Source organism: Nocardia callitridis, assembly GCF_039543305.1.
GTDB classification, from domain to species: domain Bacteria; phylum Actinomycetota; class Actinomycetes; order Mycobacteriales; family Mycobacteriaceae; genus Nocardia; species Nocardia callitridis.
The window spans coordinates 168,434-184,314 of record NZ_BAABJM010000006.1 but is presented as its reverse complement, the minus strand read 5'-3'; the positions used below and the strand labels follow the sequence as shown (position 1 = coordinate 184,314).

Sequence of the window (15,881 nt, the reverse complement as noted above, 5' to 3'; positions counted from 1 at the left end):
GCATCTCAGTCCTCAGTCAATTCAAGGAAGTCGTTCTCATTGCGCTGCGCGAGCCGCACGAAAACCACACCCACAACGAACAGCAGCACCAAGGCGACGACCCCGAGTAACAACCACGGCAACCGAATCCCGAACACCGCTGCCGAGGCCACCGCGTCGATCCGAAACAGCAGCGGCAACGAGCCGAGCGCCACCACGATCACCAAGCTCATCCGCAACGCCAACCCCAACTGCGCCCGAATCAGGCCGTCGATCAACACGACTCCGATCTCGGTCTGCTCGGCCACCTCCACCCGAGTCCGCACCCTGCGCGCACCCCGCCGTTGGGCGAGCACCACCCGTTCGCGGACGGGCCGCCGCTGTGGGCCGGTCATCGCGGCCGCGCAATCGCCGGCGACCGACCGTGCTCGATGACGCCACCGTTCTCGCGTCCCCGCACCCGGCAACGTTGCCAACCGGCGACGTCACGAACCGGAGTCGTCGCGGCCTTCGATATCCTTGCCCCGTCGGCTTTTCGCCGCCGCGCCGCGGCACCGACGATGTGGACCGTGGGCCGCGCGGAAGCCGACAAGACCTCGCCACGTCCGTGTCGACAGGCGCTGCCCGCCGTGGGGCGGATGTGCTCGACGACCTCACCGTCTCGGCGACCCACCACTGTCGCTGGCCCGCAGCGGTCGCACCCACCGAGTTCGTCGCGATACCCGCCGCCCGTGCTACCGCCGGTCATCGTTGCGTCCATGTTCGGCGCGGGCCGCGCACCAGCCGCTGCTTGAGTTCGCGCACGTGGCGTCTGCTCACCGGCAGTTCGACGGTGGCCGTTTCGCCGTCGGCCCGCAGACATACCATCGTCGCGGTGCCTACCGTTCGCAATCCGGTCACCAATCGCAATGCCACCAGATAGGAACGATGCACCCGCAGGAAACCGACATCTTGCCACCGGGATTCCAACGCCGACAAGGGTATTCGCACCAGGTGCGCGCCGGAATCGGTGTGTAGCCTCGCGTAGTCCCCCTCGGCTTCCACCCAACGCACGCTCGACCGATGCACCAGCGTTGTCACACCGCCGAGTTCAACGGGAATGACCTCGCTCTGGTCGCTTCCCGCCGCGCCCTTCGCCGCACCGATTCTGCGTACGGCCTCGCCGAGCCGTTCGCGCCGCAATGGTTTCAGCAGGTAATCCACCGCGCCGAGATCGAAGGCCGAAACCGCGCGATCGTCGTGTGCTGTCACGAACACCATGGCGGGCGGGTGGGCGAATCCGGCGAGGATTCCGGCCAATTCCATGCCGTCCAAGCCGGGCATATTGATGTCGAGGAATACGGCGTGGAATTGGTGCGCGCCGAGCAATCGCAATGCGGTCGTCGCGTCGACGGCGCTGTGTAGCTCGCCGATCTCGGGTTGGGCGCGCAGCAGGTAAACCAACTCATCGAGCGCCGGTTGCTCGTCATCGACGGCGAGCACACGTAGTACGCCGCCCGCCGCATAATTCTCTGCTGTCACAACGAGCACATCCTAAGCACCGGAGGCCGACCGATGACCCCGTTTCGCCGCACCCGCTCAGACCTGAATACCCGCACGAAACTTCGGCACCCGCAGGCTCACCTTCGTCCCCGCGCCCTGCGCCGTTTCCACCACGAGCCCGTAATCGTCACCGAAAGCGGCACGCAGTCGATCATCCACGTTCGCCAGACCCACATGCGCGGATTCGCGAACCGAGCGCTCGGCTCGCCGCGTGGTCCGCACTGCGTCCAGCACGCCCGACCGCAGCAACTCCGGGTCCATGCCTACCCCGTCGTCCTCGACGCTGACCACGCAATCGGTCCCGGCATCGGTCGCGACAATGCTCACGGTGCCGCCACCGGGCCTACCCGCCAAACCGTGCCGAACCGCGTTCTCCACCAGCGGTTGCAGCGTGAGGAACGGCAGCACCACCCCCAACGCCTCCGGCGCGATTTGCAGCCGTACTTGCAGTGCGGCACCGAATCGCGCCTGCTCCAAGGTGAGGTATCGCTCGATATTGCCCAATTCGTCGGCCAATACCGTGAATTCACCCGCCGCACGGAATGAGTACCTGGTGAAATCGGCGAAATCGAGAATCAGTTCGCGCGCACGGTCGGGATCGGTGCGCACGAACGACGCGATGGTATTGAGCGCGTTGTAGATGAAATGCGGACTGATCTGCGCCCGCAATGCCCGCACCTCCGCCCGATCCAGCCGCGCCCGCGAAGCATCGAGTTCGGCCAACTCGAGCTGTCCACAGGCATACCGCACCACATCACTGATCGCGCCGAGCTGGCCCGGCCCCGGCTTACCGACGACCACAACACCTAAAGCGCCTGCGACACCGGAGCTTTCGAGCACCAACGGCTGCGTGATAACCGTTCGATCCTGATATTCGCCGTTCCCCGGCGCGGTGACGAGCACGGCCCGCTCCTCGTCGCGTGCTCGTTCGGCCGCCACGAGGAAGTCGTCCGTACGGTCGGCGTGCGCACCGTCCCACGTCAACAACGCACCATCACCCCCGACAATCCCCAACCCCGCACCACCGGTAAGCGCACGCAAGAACGGCGCGGCTTCCCGCGCGGCCTCCTCGGTCAACCCCCGCCGCAACGCCACCGCGGCCTGCGAGGCGGTATGTAGCGCCACATGCACCGCGCGCTCGGCGGGCGTGGTCACCACCCGCCGAGTCCGCAACCACAGCAGCGCGATACCGAGCAGCAATACCGCCGAGGCAACCAGCGTCACGAGAGCCGTCGTCATTCGTGGCTCTCCACCGGCAGTCGAACGATCACCGCCTGATTATCCAGACAGGTCGCGCCGCCGACGGGTTATCGGCCGAACGAAACGGGCGACGCGGCGTCCGACGTAGCCGAACATTCCTGTTCACTCGCGTCCCCGTCACGACGGGCTTTGTCGGCGACACCCAGGAGCTTCCCCGGGGAATCGAGTGGCGAGAGAGTCGATCTCCGGCGATCCGCGAAGACGCCACAAGACACCTCTGCCGGTCGTTTCGGAACCACGGAGCAACTCGGCCAACGCCGTGTAACGGCCGCGCCGTTGTTACGACAGTTATTCCGAACCCACGGAAGACAGTCGACCGTGGTACCGAAAGAGGGTGGTGCCGAGTGGCACGACGCAGGGGGTTTTTCGCCGAGTTGCAGTATCAGCAGCGGCTCACACAGCAACGTCAGGCACAGCAGCAGCGAGAAGCGATCCGTTCGCACAATGTGGCGGTGCGAGAGTCGCTTCGACTCGCGCGCGAGCAGCAACGCGCCGCCGATGCGGCGATCCGCGCCTCTGCCGCTCAACGCACCGCTGCCCAGCGGGCCGCGCGACTGGCTAACATCGCCGCTCGCGAGGCAGCGGCCGAGGAACGGAACGCTCAACTCGCCGTTGCGTTCGACGAAATCGACAATTTGCTCAACGCGACACTGGACGTCGACGACTGGGTGGATTTGGAGTCGCTACGCGAATCCGCGTCGTCCTTGCCGTTCGATCGCCCCGAATTGCTTGTCCTGTCAGCTGTTCCCCACTATCGCCCTCTACTGGATCGCCCGAGCTTTGTCGCACCAACACCACAGTCGGGTCTGTCTGGCGCTCTAGGCGGGAACCGAAAGCGTTCCGCTCAGTTGGCAACGGCACAGCAAGAGCATCTGCGCCTCGTCAGGCAATGGGAACAGATATTGATCCAGACATGCGCCGCGAACGCGGAACTCCGCGCGCAGTGGCGTCAACGCGAAGCCGCACGTACCGCGGAGTTGGATGATGCGCGCCGACGACATGAGCGGGCCGAGACTGAACGGCGCCACCGGATCAACGAATCGAATGCTCGGCTGGACCAGCTCATCGCCGGTTTGCGTGAGCGCAAGCCCTCAGCGATGGACGAATACGTCGGCATCGTGCTGGCCAACTCGATCTATCCCGAGACGTTCGAGGTCTCCTATGAACATTCGTTCGACGCAACAGATCAGGAATTGCGCATCACTGTGTTGGCCCCGCGCCCCGACGCCTTCCTCACAACGAAATCGTTCCGCTACAACAAAACCAACGACGAGATCACCGCCACCGCGCTACCGATGGCAGAACGTAAGCGTCGCTACGCGTCGGCGATAGCGCAGACAGCCCTACGCACGGTACACGAGGTGTTCGAAGCCGACCGGGCGGCAATCATCGACAGCATCGCACTCACCGTCGCGGTGAACGCAGTCGACGGCGCGACCGGTCACGATACTCGCACGGACCTCCTTCAGCTTGCTACCGACCGAGCAGATTTTCTCGCCCTCGACCTCGCGCGAGTAGACCCTAAACAAACATTGGCTCACCTCTCGGCAGCAGTGTCCCCGAACCCCTTCGGGCTGGTTCCATTAGCAGATCACGGAGTGCGTGGATGACCGATCAACAAGCCGTGATCATCGGGTTGCGCAAGATGCTCGTCGTCAAGGAACGCGAATCGGCCGACCTGCAAGATCTCGTCCGAGACCTCACTGCCCAGCTCGCCGCCCGCCCGGCGCATGCTGCCGGACAACCGCCGCCGAACGATCCTCGGCTCATCGTCGTAGACGACGCACTGGTGTTGCAGGAAGTGGGAATCTACGAGTATCACCACCCATTGGAAAATGCCGACGAATACAAGAAGGCTCTTGCCGAGTTGCGCGGCGAAGTCCGTGCGGCGGTGCAGGGTGGAACAGCGATCAACCTCGCCAAAAAATTCAGCTTCAACAACTCCCTCGCGGAGGGTCGCCGATTGACCACGGACCTGTCCAAGCTGATGCTGCGGGCATACAACGCCGAAGCCGAGAACTGCGTTCGCACCATGCGAGCAGGAAATCTGGACACCGCGCGGAGACGGCTCGACAAAGCCGCCAAGGACATCGAAAAGCTTGGTGCGGCAATGCAAATGCATGTCTCGCCCAACTATCACGCGGTGCGAATCAAGGAACTCGAGCTGACGGCCGACTACCTGATGCGAGTTCAGGAAGAACGCGAAGCCGCCCGTGCCGAACGTGAGCGGCTCCGTGAGCAACGCAAAGTCGAACAGGAACTCGCCGCCGAACGTGAACGACTCGAGAAAGAGCAAGCCCACTACCGCGCTGTGCTGCAGCGACTCACGGCAGCAGGGCAAGACACCGGAGACATCAACGACCAGTTAACGCGCATCACAGATGCTATTGCGCAGAACGACTTTCGCGCGGCCAACATCCGCGCAGGCTACGTCTACGTCATTTCTAATATCGGAGCGTTCGGCGCCGATGTCGTAAAAATCGGACTCACCCGTAGACTCGAACCACTCGACCGAGTCCGCGAACTCGGTGGCGCATCAGTTCCTTTCCCATTCGATGTCCATGCCATTTACTTCTCCGACGATGCAGTGACTCTCGAGAACGAACTACACAAAGAATTCGGCGGCCGGCGGCTGAACCATGCCAACCAACGTCGCGAATTCTTCTTCGCCACACCGGAAGACGTTCGGCGGGTGTTGGCCAAGAAGGTGGGGAATCTTCTCGACTACAACGACTCTCCCGAAGCGACCCAATATTTTCAATCGAAAGGTTATTGGCCTGATCGTCTAGCGTGAGGCGGCGCCGCGAATCGCTCGGCAAAGGCGGGATGCGCAGGGACGATGAGGTACCTGCCGTCGTTGCTGCGGCGCACCTGACGTTCGGGACCGACACCCAGATTGCCGGTGAAGGTCCTGGTGATCAGCAGCAAGACCATCGGTATACCGAAGAAAATCACCACCCCTACGGCGTTCGTCACGTACTGCGGGCGTAGCTGCGTTACCGCGTGGCTGTCGGCACTCCGACCATTATGCACGCGCCGAACTCGTGGTCGCGGATGTTGTTGCGGCGACAGTTCAGAATGCTTACACAGACTCGGTGGTAGCGATGCGGCATGCGCGTGTGTTCGCTCCTCCTGCTCGAGCTATCGAACTTCGGCAGCGAGCTTGATGCCCAGTCCGATCAGGACTGTCGCGGTGATGCGATCGAGCCACCGCCGCACCTGCTGTCGTTGCAGCCAGGTCCGTGCCGTCGCCGCCCACCAAATCAGCGTCGGATACCAGGCGAACGTTACCGCGAGGTGGATGGCGACCAGGAGGACTCCCCACCCGGCGGAGCCTGGTCCGACCGGCAGGAACTGCGGCAGCAGACTGATATAGAAGACGCCGACCTTGGGGTTGGGGAGATTGGTCAGCACACCGGCGCGTAGTGCGGCGAACCCGCCCCGTGAGGTCGGCATCGTGGTATCGGCATCGTCGACAGAGCATGAGTTGTTGTGGCCCAGCGTCTTTCGGAGCGCCGAAATGCCGAGCCACACCAAATACGCCGCGCCAGCTACACGTACAGCGTTGTAGGCCACGGTCGAGGCCGCGAGCAACGCGGTCAGACCGATCAGGCTGGCGCTCGCCCACACCAGGCAGCCGAGACCAATGCCGACCAACACCATGAACCCATCACGTCGGCCCCCGAGCGCGGTATGCCTGAGCACCAGCAGAGTGTCGATCCCCGGGGTCATCACACCTACCAAAGCCACCATCACCCAACCGAATAACGCCGCACTCGACATACAACCTCCCCTGTTCGGGCGCGACCACCACCGACATCCTCGAACCCCAACGCCTGTCCAACGGTCTGACCAGACCCGCACAGATCGACGCCGTGACGGCCGATACGCAGTTGGTCACGTTGACCATAGGGGGAAACGATCTCGGACTGATCGGCACGATGATCGCGCGCAGCTGTGGCCCGGCCGTCGCCCCGTATTCCGCTGCCGCCGAGGCGATTTGCCCGGCCGTCGTCGGTGCCTCTACCGCACCGGGACCTGCCGACTTCGATGCGCTCGAACAGAAGATCACCGATGTCGTACGCGCGGTTCAGAACAGAGCTCCCGGCGCCGAAATTCTCCTGGTCGAGTACCTACCGGCGGTCGACCCGCAGGCCACCACCTGCGCCAGCCTCCCACTCTCCCCCGACGACGCCCGAACCACACGCCGCACCTACGACGGGCTCGTCACCGCCACCCGTGCCGCCGCGCTGGCCACCGGCACGACCTCGGTCGGCCACCCCGAGGCCGACCAGCACAAAACATGCAGCGCCGCCCCCTGGATCAACGGCTTCGAAAACCCCCTCACCACCGGAAACATCACCTCGATCGCCAGCTCCTACCACCCCAACCTCGAAGGCATGACAGCGACCGCCGACCACCTCGCACAAACCCTCGACACCTGACCACACGGCGACCTGTCAGCAGGCTCTACCCTGCCCGGTCATGTTCGTGGCCGTCAGCAAAGATCGACCGCGCGGACGCTGACCTATTGGGCCGCAACATATCTCGCGACCGGCAGGCCCGGTCACGATCACTGGATGCGGCGATCCGCACCACCCCGCGCTCAGAACCAGCCAAGCCTCGAGCGGGACGGCAGGCACAAGCGAGCCGGCTGCCGGACGTCGTGGGTAAGACAGCGAGACACCATCAGGATTCGGACCCGAGGACGTGGTCGACGGCCGCGTGCAGCGTCTCGGTTTCGGCGGCCAGGATCGAGTCCTCGGAAGGCAAAGCTCTCGCGATCGAGAGTCCGTTGAGAACAGTCACGAGGAATCTGGCCCGCCGCTGGTTGTCGCCCTCGGCGAGAGCGCCTTCGGCACTCAGGACGGTGAGCCAGTACTCGACGCGACGTTGTGCTTCCCGATCGAGAGCGAGATACTCCGCGCGCTTGTCCTCGGTCGGTTCCGGCTCGATGTATGCCGTGAAGATCTCGCCCCAACCCGCTCGCGCTTGGTCGCCGACTCCGGCGAGCGCGAGTACTTGCCGGAGACAATCGATCAGCCGGTCCCTTGCCGGCGCCGCTCGGTCGTGGATCCTGTCGTCTGGAGCGACCGCGTCATAGACACCGACGAGAACGGCGTCTTGAAGTGCGCGCTGCGTCGGGAAGTGATACCTGAACGAGCCGGTGCTCACCCCGGCTCGCGCCGCAACCGCGCGCACACTGAGCCGCGCACGCGGATTCTCCGCGAACATCGCCATCGCCGCCCGAAGAATCCTGTCCCGGCTGCTGGTACCCGTTTCCCGCTCCACCATGAACATCTCCTCTAACACGCCGTACTAGTACACTGTGCTACTGTCGCGTTCAAGCCTAGGTAACACAGTGTGCTAGATGCCGTGCCGAGATGGCAGCACACGGCAACCTTGAACCCGAAATGGACGTGAACCGCCAATGAACCGCCTCCGCAGGCCGTTTCAGATCATCCGCGCCGACCTTCGAGCGTATCTCCTCGTCAACGTCTTCGTTTATGGAGTGTTTCTCCTCGGAATCGCGCTGGGAGTGCTCTTCCCGAACCTGCACGCCGCGCGAACCACCTCGTTCGCGGACGGCGATCAGGGTGCGCTCGTCGACGCGGTAATCGGCAACGGATGGGTGTTCGGCACGGTCATCTTCCTCGTCAACGTATTCCCGACCGCGCTGCTACTCATCACCCTCCCGTCGCTCGTAATTCCCTTCGCGGGACTCGTGGTCTTCGCGATCAAGACCGTCGACCTCGGCCTCACACTCGCCCCCGTCGACACGACCGCGCAACTGACCCTCATCCCACACTCGCTCACACTGCTCATCGAGTTCCAGGCCTACGTGCTGGTGATGTTCGGCGCGTACCTGCTCGGCAGGTCATGGCTACGACCAACGACAGCCGACGCCCTTACTCGCCGACAGGGCTACGTGCGCGGCCTGAGCCGACTCGGCTGGCTCTGGCTCCCCGCACTCGTACTCTTCGTCATCGGCGCGGTGTACGAGGCCATCGAAATCTACTTCCTCGTGCCCCTGGTGCTGGGGACATGATCCTTGCGCGCCGGATACCGGTAAAACCGTGCCGCTCGCGCCGAGACCAGAGCCACGCCGCTGAATAGCCCTGTCGCACAATAGAAGTACAGAGCTGATGACCACCATATTCCGGTCTCCCGAGGACCTTCATCGGTCGCTCACCGGCGAAGGAGTACACGCGAGACATCCCGCCAATCGCTGTTGCGTACCAGCTTGACGACTGCCCGCGGCATCAATGCGGTTCGCGCCGACCCGGTCAGCCCCGCGCGGCGCGGGAACGTTCGGTCAATCGCTGGTCGGTGCTGATGCGAAACGCTCGGCGAAGGTGGGGTGGACCGGGACGATGAGGTATTTCCTGTCCGCGCTGCGTCGACTCCGCCGGACCGGAGCGACACCGCTGCCGGTAAACAGGGCGGTAAGTATCACCCCAATCACGGGGATACCCCAGAAGAAGACGAACGCCAGGATGTTCGTGAGACCGCGCTGGCCGTACTGCGCGGCAGCGTATAAGCCGATCACCAGACAGATGAACGCGAAAACCAAGAACAGGAAGGTGAACTCGCGAAATTTCTCGGACAGTCGACAGCGACCGCATATCGGCACCACCGCATGTATCGCAGAATCCGCTGCGGGCGGAATATCGTGGTTTCCGACCAACACCCGCGGAAGCTTGAAAGCAAGCCTGGTCCAGACCGTGACCTGCTGTGTATCGAGCATCTGCATCAGTGCTTCGCGCTCGGCGACCGCGCGCTTGCCGTGCTTCACACAGACCGGTGGCAGCGCACCGGCCAGCCGGTAGTGCTGAATTCCCCGCTGATCGACGGGGTTGATCGCCGCGGGGTCGTGGACGAGACGCAGACTCACCTCTGGTCTCCGCCACCATTCGAGCATAAACATCGTTACTCCGGGATCGAGTCGTTGACACCTGCGGATTACTGAAGCCAGCCACGCTGTCGGCGATCCTGGAAATAGCGATCGTCCTCATCGGGCTCATCAGGGGTGACGATCTGATCCCTGTTCGGTTTTCTGGTTCCCGGGATCACGTTGGGGGACGATGCAGGTCACGGTTGTCGACGGAAACCTCGCGGGCGTAGTCGCGCAGGTAATCCGACATGTTCGCGACCGCGGCGCCCGCCTGCTGAACGGCTTTCCAGTCACCGGCGATCTTGTCGGTGGCGTACGTCAGCGGGTCGACGCGGATCGTGTTGCTGAGGACGTAATTGATCCAGTACGACGGAGAGATGGCGTTGCCATTGATCACCAACTCCACTAGATCCGGGATCGGATCGTTCGGCTGTGGTTCGGTGAGCGCGGCGATGGGCGCTGCGGTGGTGGTGGTGTCGGTCATTTCTCGCCGCCGACGTAGGTCTGGTCGAGGGCCGCGGCGGTGGCGTGGGTGGTGGTGCGATACATCTGGGCCGACTTGACCAGCTCGGCGGCCGAACCCTCGGTGACGGATTTCAGTGTCGCGAAGTTCGTTTCCAGCTGGCCGAGCACCTGGTGCAGCGTGTCGATGACGCCGGGCAGGAATGCCCCGCCCGCGGCGTTGTCCACATTCAGCCACTGCTTGGCATACGGCGCCGCCTGCGCGTGCTCGGTGGCCAGTTGGGTCAGTTTCGTCGCGAACGCGTCCAACCGATCGGGCTCGACCTTCAGTTCCTCAGCCACAAGCACCTGTTTTCCGATCCGGGCGAGAACTGGCCCACCGCTACATGTTCGCTCTTCGTCTTGTCAGACGCGAGCGGAGGCGGATCGGTTCCATCGGGCAAGGGTGGGTGCGCACTAGGGCCGGGTGTGGTCGACGTCTTCGGCTGTCACCCCGCCGGTAGTGGGCGGGGTGACAGGAACGTCAGGAGGGCGCGGCGGTCGGCGGTGGGCTACCGGGTTCAGCGTGGTAGATGACCGGGATCTGGCCGTCGGTGTTCAGGGGTGGGAATGAGCGAACCGCGCTGCTGCCGATCGGCGAACTATAGGATTTGCTATAGTTCATCCGTGGGTCAATGGGAGATCTACCAGACCGATGAGGTGGCCGCGTGGATGATCGATCTGCGGCACTCCGATCCCGAAGCTGCGGAGCGGGTCGAAGCGGCCGTCGATGTGCTCGCTGAATGCGGTCCGACCCTGGGTCGCCCCCTCGTCGACACGCTGACCGGTTCGCAACTTGCCAACTTGAAGGAATTACGGCCGAGACAGACGATGATCCGTGTGCTGTTCGCATTCGACCCGTGGCGGTCGGCGATCTTGCTGACCGGTGGCGACAAGACCGGACAGTGGAAAAGCTGGTACGAGCAGGCGATTCCACACGCGGAAGAGCTGTACAGCGTGTACCTGAAGGAACGGGCAGAGGAGGACGGGCTATGAGTAGCTTCTCCAAATGGGATCGCGAAGGCTATCGCCGCCGTGTGGGCGAAGAGGAAGCGGCGCGGCGTCGTCGGTCGATCATGGCAGAGCAGTGGGGTTACCAGCTTGCCGAGGAGCGGAAGCGGCTGGGGTTCACGCAGGCGGGTTTGGCCGAGATCATGGGGGTCAGCCCGGGGCGAGTGTCGCAGATCGAGCACGGTGAAGTCGCGACCGTCGAAGCTCTCGCCGCGTATGTTTCCGCGTTGGGCGGGAAATTGGAGCTGCTGGCGGACATCGGTGGCCATCTACTGAAAATGCCGACCGACCCCGCAGCGTGAGGTGGCCGCCGGAACGAGAATCGGTGTTCGGGGGTGGGAGCTTTTCGTGGCGTAGTTCCAGCGCCCCACCCCGGGGGCGGGCGAGGACGCCGGGACCGGTCAACGCCGGGTCGTCGACGTCGGGACCGACCATCGCGTGCAGCCTTTAACCGGCGGCGACACACCGACGTCCTTGGGAAGTCCGGTGCGGCGACGCTCGAATAAAACTAAGATTCAATCTTAGTTAGACTTGATCTGACTAAGATTAGATCTCACCTAGGAGCCACCGGTGGATTTCGCAGGTAGACAAGCCGATCTCGACCTCCTCGGGCAGCAATTCGACATCGTTGCCCGAGCAAGGGGCGCGACCCGTGGCCGGGCGGTGATCGTGACCGGTCGTCGCCGGGTGGGGAAGTCGCGGCTGGTTCAAGAGTTCTGTGACCGCTCCAATGCGGCGAACATGGTGTTCCAGGCGACGCGCGGGCGCAATCCGAACGCGGAGCGTGCCGACTTCATCGCCGCAACCGCCTACTCGTCTCTCGCCGGGGCCGACCTTGTTGCCGGAATCCAAGCCGACGACTGGAACCGAACTCTGCGAACATTGGCGATCGCATTACCGGATGACACTCCCAGTGTGGTCGTGATCGATGAGGTGCCATGGCTGACCGAACAGGACGCGGAATTCGAGGGCGCACTGCAGACGGTGTGGGACCGCCAGCTGTCCGCCAAACCGGTCCTACTCATCCTGGTCGGCAGCGACATCTCGGTCATGGAGGCGCTGCAATCCCGAGACCGGCCGTTCTTCGGACGAGCGACGAAGATGTCGGTCGACGCGCTCCACGTTGCCGATGTGCAAGCCATGACCGGGTTGCCTGACGCCGATGCGATCGACGCCCTGCTCATCACCGGCGGTTTCCCGGAGATCGTGCAGTCATGGCAGGCAGGAATGAGCCGCGCCGATTTTCTCCGCGCCTCGACCACCGATCCCTTGTCACCGCTACTCGTGGCCGGCGAATTGACGCTGCTCGGCGAATTTCCCGAATCCTCCCGCGCGCGTGCGATTCTCGAAGCGATCGGCAGCGGCGAACGCACCTTCGGCACGATCGCCGCGCAGGCCGGTCGTTCCGGAGCCCTTCCCGCGGGAACACTGGCTCCGCTGTTGGAAACCCTTCAGGCCAAACGGATCATCACCGCCGATCTGCCGCTGTCCACCCGTCCCGATCACAAGAACAAGCGCTATCGCATCGCCGACCCGTACCTGCGGTTCTGGCTGGCCCTACTGCAACGGACGATTCCGCTCGCCGAGCGCGGCCGCCACGACCTGGCGGCGGATCGAATCGAACGGTCGTGGACCACGTGGCGCGGCCGGGCGGTCGAGCCACTCATCCGCGAATCACTGCTCCGACTGCTGCCGAACGACCGGTGGCCGGACACAGACGCGGTCGGCGGTTGGTGGAACCGTCAGAACAATCCCGAAGTCGACCTCATCGGCGCGGACACCGCCCCGGCGGCGAAGTCCGTGCATTTCGTCGGCTCCGTCAAATGGCTCGAGAACCGCCCGTTCGATCGACACGACTATGAGGCTCTCAGCCGGGCCCTGCTGTCGGTACCCGGCACCGAGATCGATACCCCGCTCGTCGCGGTGTCTCGATCCGGAGTCGGCAACGACCTTCCGCTGACCGCACATTGGGGCCCAGAAGATCTCGTCGACGCATGGCGCTGACCGACAACGAAGTCGATGCCGCCAACGGACGGCCGGTTACCCGGCTACGGCGCCACGGATACAGAGCCTGAAGTCATTTGCCAGTGCGGAGGCGTGTCGTTCATCGCGTGCCAGCGCGATCTGGGTCGGCGAGGAGCTGGCCGGTGCGGCGGAATCGGCGGTCCAGGACGCGTTGAATCACACGTCGGGCCGGCTCGACTGGATCAGGTTCGACGTCGCCGCATCTCATCCTTGTCGGGTATCCGGATCATCCTTTATGCGTATTGCGTGTGCCGTTGGGGCACGGTGTGTGATGGATATCGATGGTGCCGACGAAGGGATTGACCGTGGTGACTCGATTGTCCGATGCGGACTACGCGCGAGCCGAACAGATGTTGGCGCCCTACCGCGCGCAGCGGGTGCCTGGTAGCGCGGTGAATCCGCAGTGGCTGACCGACGGTGCTCGGTTCTGGTACCAGGCTGGTACCCGGTTCGTGCTGGTCGACCCGAGTGCGGGGACCCGTCGCGACGCGTTCGACCACGAGCGGCTCGCTGCGACGCTGTCGCGTGCGTCCGGTCATGCCGTCGACGCGGACGATCTGCCGATCACGTCGCTCGAGTTCGAGATCGACGAGGCGCGGCGCTACGCGCAAGACGCGGTGCGCTTCTCGGCGTTCGAGAAGCGGTGGGAATGGTCCGAATCGGCGGGCACGTGCGTCGAGGTCGAGGGTGACGAGCCGACCGCGCCCGACGAGGTCGTCTCGCCGGACAAGGCGTGGGTGGCGTTCCGAAGGGACGGCAATATCTGGGTTCGTTCCCGCACGGGCAGCGAGGAATTCGCGCTCACCGAAGACGCAGAACCACACTTCGACTACGGAAGTCTGCCCGACGCTCTCGGGTCGCGCGCGCTGATGCGTAATCTCGGACTGCCACAGCCGTTGACGGTGTACTGGTCACCGGACTCGACCCGGGTGCTCGTGCACCGACTCGACCAGCGCGGGCTGCCCGAACAGGTCCTGGTCGAGTCCTCGCCGCGCGACGGCGGCCCGCCCGTGGAGCATCGTTCCCGCTACCCGATGCCCGGCGACGAGGCGGTGCCCACCTTGTCGTGGGCGGTGCTCGACCTCGCCACGCGCACACTTGTGCGACAACAGGATGAGCCGTACCCGGTGACACATCCGTTGGCGATGGTCTATGTGTGGTGGTCGGGGAAAACGGGCGACGCCGTCCATTACCTACACCACTCCCGCGACGCTCGCGCCCTGGAATTGCGCCGCCTGAACCCGGCGACCGGCGCCACCACCGTGCTGGTCAGCGAGTCCGGGACAACCAGGGTCGACCCCACACCGCAACTCGGCGAGACCCCGATGGCGCACGTGCTCGACACCGGTGAGGTGATCTGGTGGTCGCAGCGCGAAGGCTGGGGCCACCTCTACCTCTATTCCGCTGATGGACAAGAGGTCTCGAATATCACGAGCGGACAGTGGTTGGTGCGCAAGGTGCTCTGGGTGGACCAGGAAAGACGGCAGGTGTGGTTGCTCGCCACCGGTCTCGACCACGACGATCCTTACGTTCGCCAGATCTGCCGAGTCGGTCTCGACGGAAGTGAGTTCACGCGGGTCACCCGGGACGATCTCGATCACGACGCCGTCAGCCCCCTCGAGGGCGGTTATGTGATCGACCGCGCGTCCACGGTCCGCACACCACCACATTCGGTGGTGCTCGATGCGGACGGAGAAGTCGCGGTCGAGCTGGAACAACCGGACGCGAGCGCGTTGGAGACACTCGGTTGGGCCGCACCGGAACGCTTCCGGACGACAGCCGCCGACGGCAAGACACCGATCTGGGGATTACTTTGGCGCCCATACGGTTTCGACCCCGAGCAGAGCTACCCCGTGATCGACTGCATCTACCCGGGCCCGCAGGTGCACCGCGCCGCGGCCTCGTTCGACAATGTGATGCCGGGCGAGGCGGAATCATTGGCCGCGTTGGGTTTCGCGGTCGTCGCCGTCGACGGTCGCGGTACGGCGGGGCGTAGCAAGGCTTTTCACGACCGCTCCTACGGCGCCCTCGACGACGCCGGGTCGCTGGTCGACCACATCGCCGCTATCCGCGAACTCGGCCACCGGTATTCGTGGTTGGACACCGACCGAGTCGGCATCGTCGGCCATTCCGGCGGCGGATACGCTACTGCCAGAGCACTTCTCACACACCCCGAGTTCTATTCCGTCGGCGTCGCGGTGTCCGGCAATCACGACATGGGCATCTACGTCCCGATGTGGCCAGAGCAGTACCACGGCGATGTGAGCGAGGAAGCCAAGCGCGCCATGTCGAACGCCACCCTCGCGGCGAACCTGCGAGGAAAACTCCTACTCATCCACGGCGAACTGGACGACAACGTCCTGCCCGCCCAAACCCTGCGCCTGGTCGCCGCCCTCATCGAAGCCGACAAGGACTTCGACATGCTCCTGATCCCCGGCGCGGAACACGCCCTCCTGGGCCACACCCACTACACAACCCGCAAAACCTGGGACTACTTCACCCGCCACCTCCACAACACCACCCCGCCCACCCATCGCGTGAAACCCCTCCCCCTCCCCGGCTCCACATCCACCTAACGCAACCACCCCAACCTCAACCAAGATCACCAGGACCACAACCCATCAGCACCCTGCGGCGACCGAGCTGATGTCCTGGTGATCTTGTCGGC

The 15,881-nt window shown here is 64.1% G+C and carries 16 protein-coding genes; 8 read left to right on the top strand and 8 right to left on the bottom strand.

The window, feature by feature from the left end; genetic code table 11:
• Positions 1-5 precede the first annotated feature (5 nt).
• From ABEA50_RS25295 to ABEA50_RS25285, 3 genes are all read right to left on the bottom strand, one after another.
• Positions 6-374 (bottom strand): hypothetical protein, encoded by a 369-nt coding sequence (locus ABEA50_RS25295; RefSeq protein WP_345498477.1) that lies wholly within the window; start codon positions 372-374, stop codon positions 6-8.
• 349 nt (positions 375-723) lie between these two features.
• Entirely contained in the window at positions 724-1,500 is a 777-nt protein-coding gene (locus ABEA50_RS25290) for a LytR/AlgR family response regulator transcription factor (protein ID WP_345498475.1), read from the bottom strand.
• Positions 1,501-1,557: 57 nt separating this feature from the next.
• Complete coding sequence (locus tag ABEA50_RS25285) at positions 1,558-2,760, bottom strand: histidine kinase (RefSeq protein ID WP_345498473.1); 1,203 nt, start codon at positions 2,758-2,760, stop codon at positions 1,558-1,560.
• A gap of 467 nt (positions 2,761-3,227) precedes the next feature.
• Between ABEA50_RS25285 and ABEA50_RS25280 the strand changes: the two genes are divergently transcribed.
• Together ABEA50_RS25280 and ABEA50_RS25275 are read left to right on the top strand one after the other, a co-directional pair.
• Positions 3,228-4,391, top strand: a complete 1,164-nt coding sequence (locus ABEA50_RS25280; RefSeq protein WP_345498471.1) for a hypothetical protein — start codon at positions 3,228-3,230, stop codon at positions 4,389-4,391.
• A complete protein-coding gene (locus tag ABEA50_RS25275) occupies positions 4,388-5,575 on the top strand; it encodes a DUF4041 domain-containing protein (protein WP_345498469.1) in 1,188 nt (395 codons plus the stop codon). Before ABEA50_RS25280 ends, ABEA50_RS25275 begins: the two co-directional genes overlap by 4 nt.
• Before the next feature lie 347 nt (positions 5,576-5,922).
• On the opposite strand, the gene ABEA50_RS25270 is transcribed toward ABEA50_RS25275, so the two are convergent.
• Positions 5,923-6,513, bottom strand: a complete 591-nt coding sequence (locus ABEA50_RS25270; RefSeq protein WP_345498467.1) for a LysE family translocator — start codon at positions 6,511-6,513, stop codon at positions 5,923-5,925.
• 32 nt (positions 6,514-6,545) lie between these two features.
• Here ABEA50_RS25270 and ABEA50_RS25265 point away from each other — a divergent pair, with 32 nt between their 5' ends.
• Positions 6,546-7,226 carry a GDSL-type esterase/lipase family protein gene (locus tag ABEA50_RS25265; protein ID WP_345498788.1) on the top strand — a complete coding sequence of 227 codons (681 nt, stop codon included), beginning with the start codon at positions 6,546-6,548 and terminating at the stop codon, positions 7,224-7,226.
• A gap of 244 nt (positions 7,227-7,470) precedes the next feature.
• Here the strand turns inward: ABEA50_RS25265 and ABEA50_RS25260 are convergent, their stop codons facing one another.
• Positions 7,471-8,076: a TetR/AcrR family transcriptional regulator gene (locus ABEA50_RS25260; RefSeq protein WP_345498466.1), complete on the bottom strand. Its 606-nt coding sequence runs from the start codon at positions 8,074-8,076 to the stop codon at positions 7,471-7,473.
• Between the two features lie 136 nt (positions 8,077-8,212).
• Here ABEA50_RS25260 and ABEA50_RS25255 point away from each other — a divergent pair, with 136 nt between their 5' ends.
• A complete protein-coding gene (locus ABEA50_RS25255; RefSeq protein ID WP_345498465.1) occupies positions 8,213-8,830 on the top strand; it encodes a stage II sporulation protein M in 618 nt (205 codons plus the stop codon).
• A 267-nt stretch (positions 8,831-9,097) separates the two neighbouring features.
• On the opposite strand, the gene ABEA50_RS25250 is transcribed toward ABEA50_RS25255, so the two are convergent.
• The 3 genes from ABEA50_RS25250 to ABEA50_RS25240 all read right to left on the bottom strand — a co-directional run bounded on the left by ABEA50_RS25250 (position 9,098) and on the right by ABEA50_RS25240 (position 10,480).
• Positions 9,098-9,577, bottom strand: a complete 480-nt coding sequence (locus ABEA50_RS25250) for a hypothetical protein (protein ID WP_345498464.1) — start codon at positions 9,575-9,577, stop codon at positions 9,098-9,100.
• A gap of 274 nt (positions 9,578-9,851) precedes the next feature.
• Entirely contained in the window at positions 9,852-10,160 is a 309-nt protein-coding gene (locus ABEA50_RS25245; RefSeq protein ID WP_345498462.1) for a hypothetical protein, read from the bottom strand.
• Positions 10,157-10,480 carry a type VII secretion target gene (locus tag ABEA50_RS25240; RefSeq protein WP_345498460.1) on the bottom strand — a complete coding sequence of 108 codons (324 nt, stop codon included), beginning with the start codon at positions 10,478-10,480 and terminating at the stop codon, positions 10,157-10,159. Before ABEA50_RS25240 ends, ABEA50_RS25245 begins: the two co-directional genes overlap by 4 nt.
• 324 nt (positions 10,481-10,804) lie before the next feature.
• Between ABEA50_RS25240 and ABEA50_RS25235 the strand changes: the two genes are divergently transcribed.
• From ABEA50_RS25235 to ABEA50_RS25220, 4 genes are all read left to right on the top strand, one after another.
• Positions 10,805-11,173, top strand: coding sequence for a type II toxin-antitoxin system RelE/ParE family toxin (locus tag ABEA50_RS25235; protein ID WP_345498458.1), 369 nt, complete (start codon positions 10,805-10,807; stop codon positions 11,171-11,173).
• The gene (locus ABEA50_RS25230; RefSeq protein WP_033247721.1) at positions 11,170-11,490 is read left to right on the top strand and encodes a helix-turn-helix domain-containing protein; all 321 of its coding nucleotides are present in this window, start codon (positions 11,170-11,172) and stop codon (positions 11,488-11,490) included. The genes ABEA50_RS25235 and ABEA50_RS25230 overlap by 4 nt, the downstream gene beginning before the upstream one ends.
• Positions 11,491-11,758: 268 nt before the next feature.
• Positions 11,759-13,192 carry an ATP-binding protein gene (locus ABEA50_RS25225; RefSeq protein ID WP_345498455.1) on the top strand — a complete coding sequence of 478 codons (1,434 nt, stop codon included), beginning with the start codon at positions 11,759-11,761 and terminating at the stop codon, positions 13,190-13,192.
• A gap of 326 nt (positions 13,193-13,518) precedes the next feature.
• Positions 13,519-15,789, top strand: coding sequence for a S9 family peptidase (locus ABEA50_RS25220; RefSeq protein WP_345498787.1), 2,271 nt, complete (start codon positions 13,519-13,521; stop codon positions 15,787-15,789).
• Positions 15,790-15,881 lie beyond the last annotated feature (92 nt).

Coding starts and splice junctions, on each gene's coding strand:
- ABEA50_RS25295 (WP_345498477.1), bottom strand. CDS start 374: ATGACCGGCCCACAGCGGCGGCCCGTCCGCGAACGGGTGGTGCTCGCC.
- ABEA50_RS25285 (WP_345498473.1), bottom strand. CDS start 2,760: ATGACGACGGCTCTCGTGACGCTGGTTGCCTCGGCGGTATTGCTGCTC.
- ABEA50_RS25275 (WP_345498469.1), top strand. CDS start 4,388: ATGACCGATCAACAAGCCGTGATCATCGGGTTGCGCAAGATGCTCGTC.
- ABEA50_RS25270 (WP_345498467.1), bottom strand. CDS start 6,513: ATGACCCCGGGGATCGACACTCTGCTGGTGCTCAGGCATACCGCGCTC.
- ABEA50_RS25260 (WP_345498466.1), bottom strand. CDS start 8,076: ATGGTGGAGCGGGAAACGGGTACCAGCAGCCGGGACAGGATTCTTCGG.
- ABEA50_RS25255 (WP_345498465.1), top strand. CDS start 8,213: ATGAACCGCCTCCGCAGGCCGTTTCAGATCATCCGCGCCGACCTTCGA.
- ABEA50_RS25245 (WP_345498462.1), bottom strand. CDS start 10,160: ATGACCGACACCACCACCACCGCAGCGCCCATCGCCGCGCTCACCGAA.
- ABEA50_RS25230 (WP_033247721.1), top strand. CDS start 11,170: ATGAGTAGCTTCTCCAAATGGGATCGCGAAGGCTATCGCCGCCGTGTG.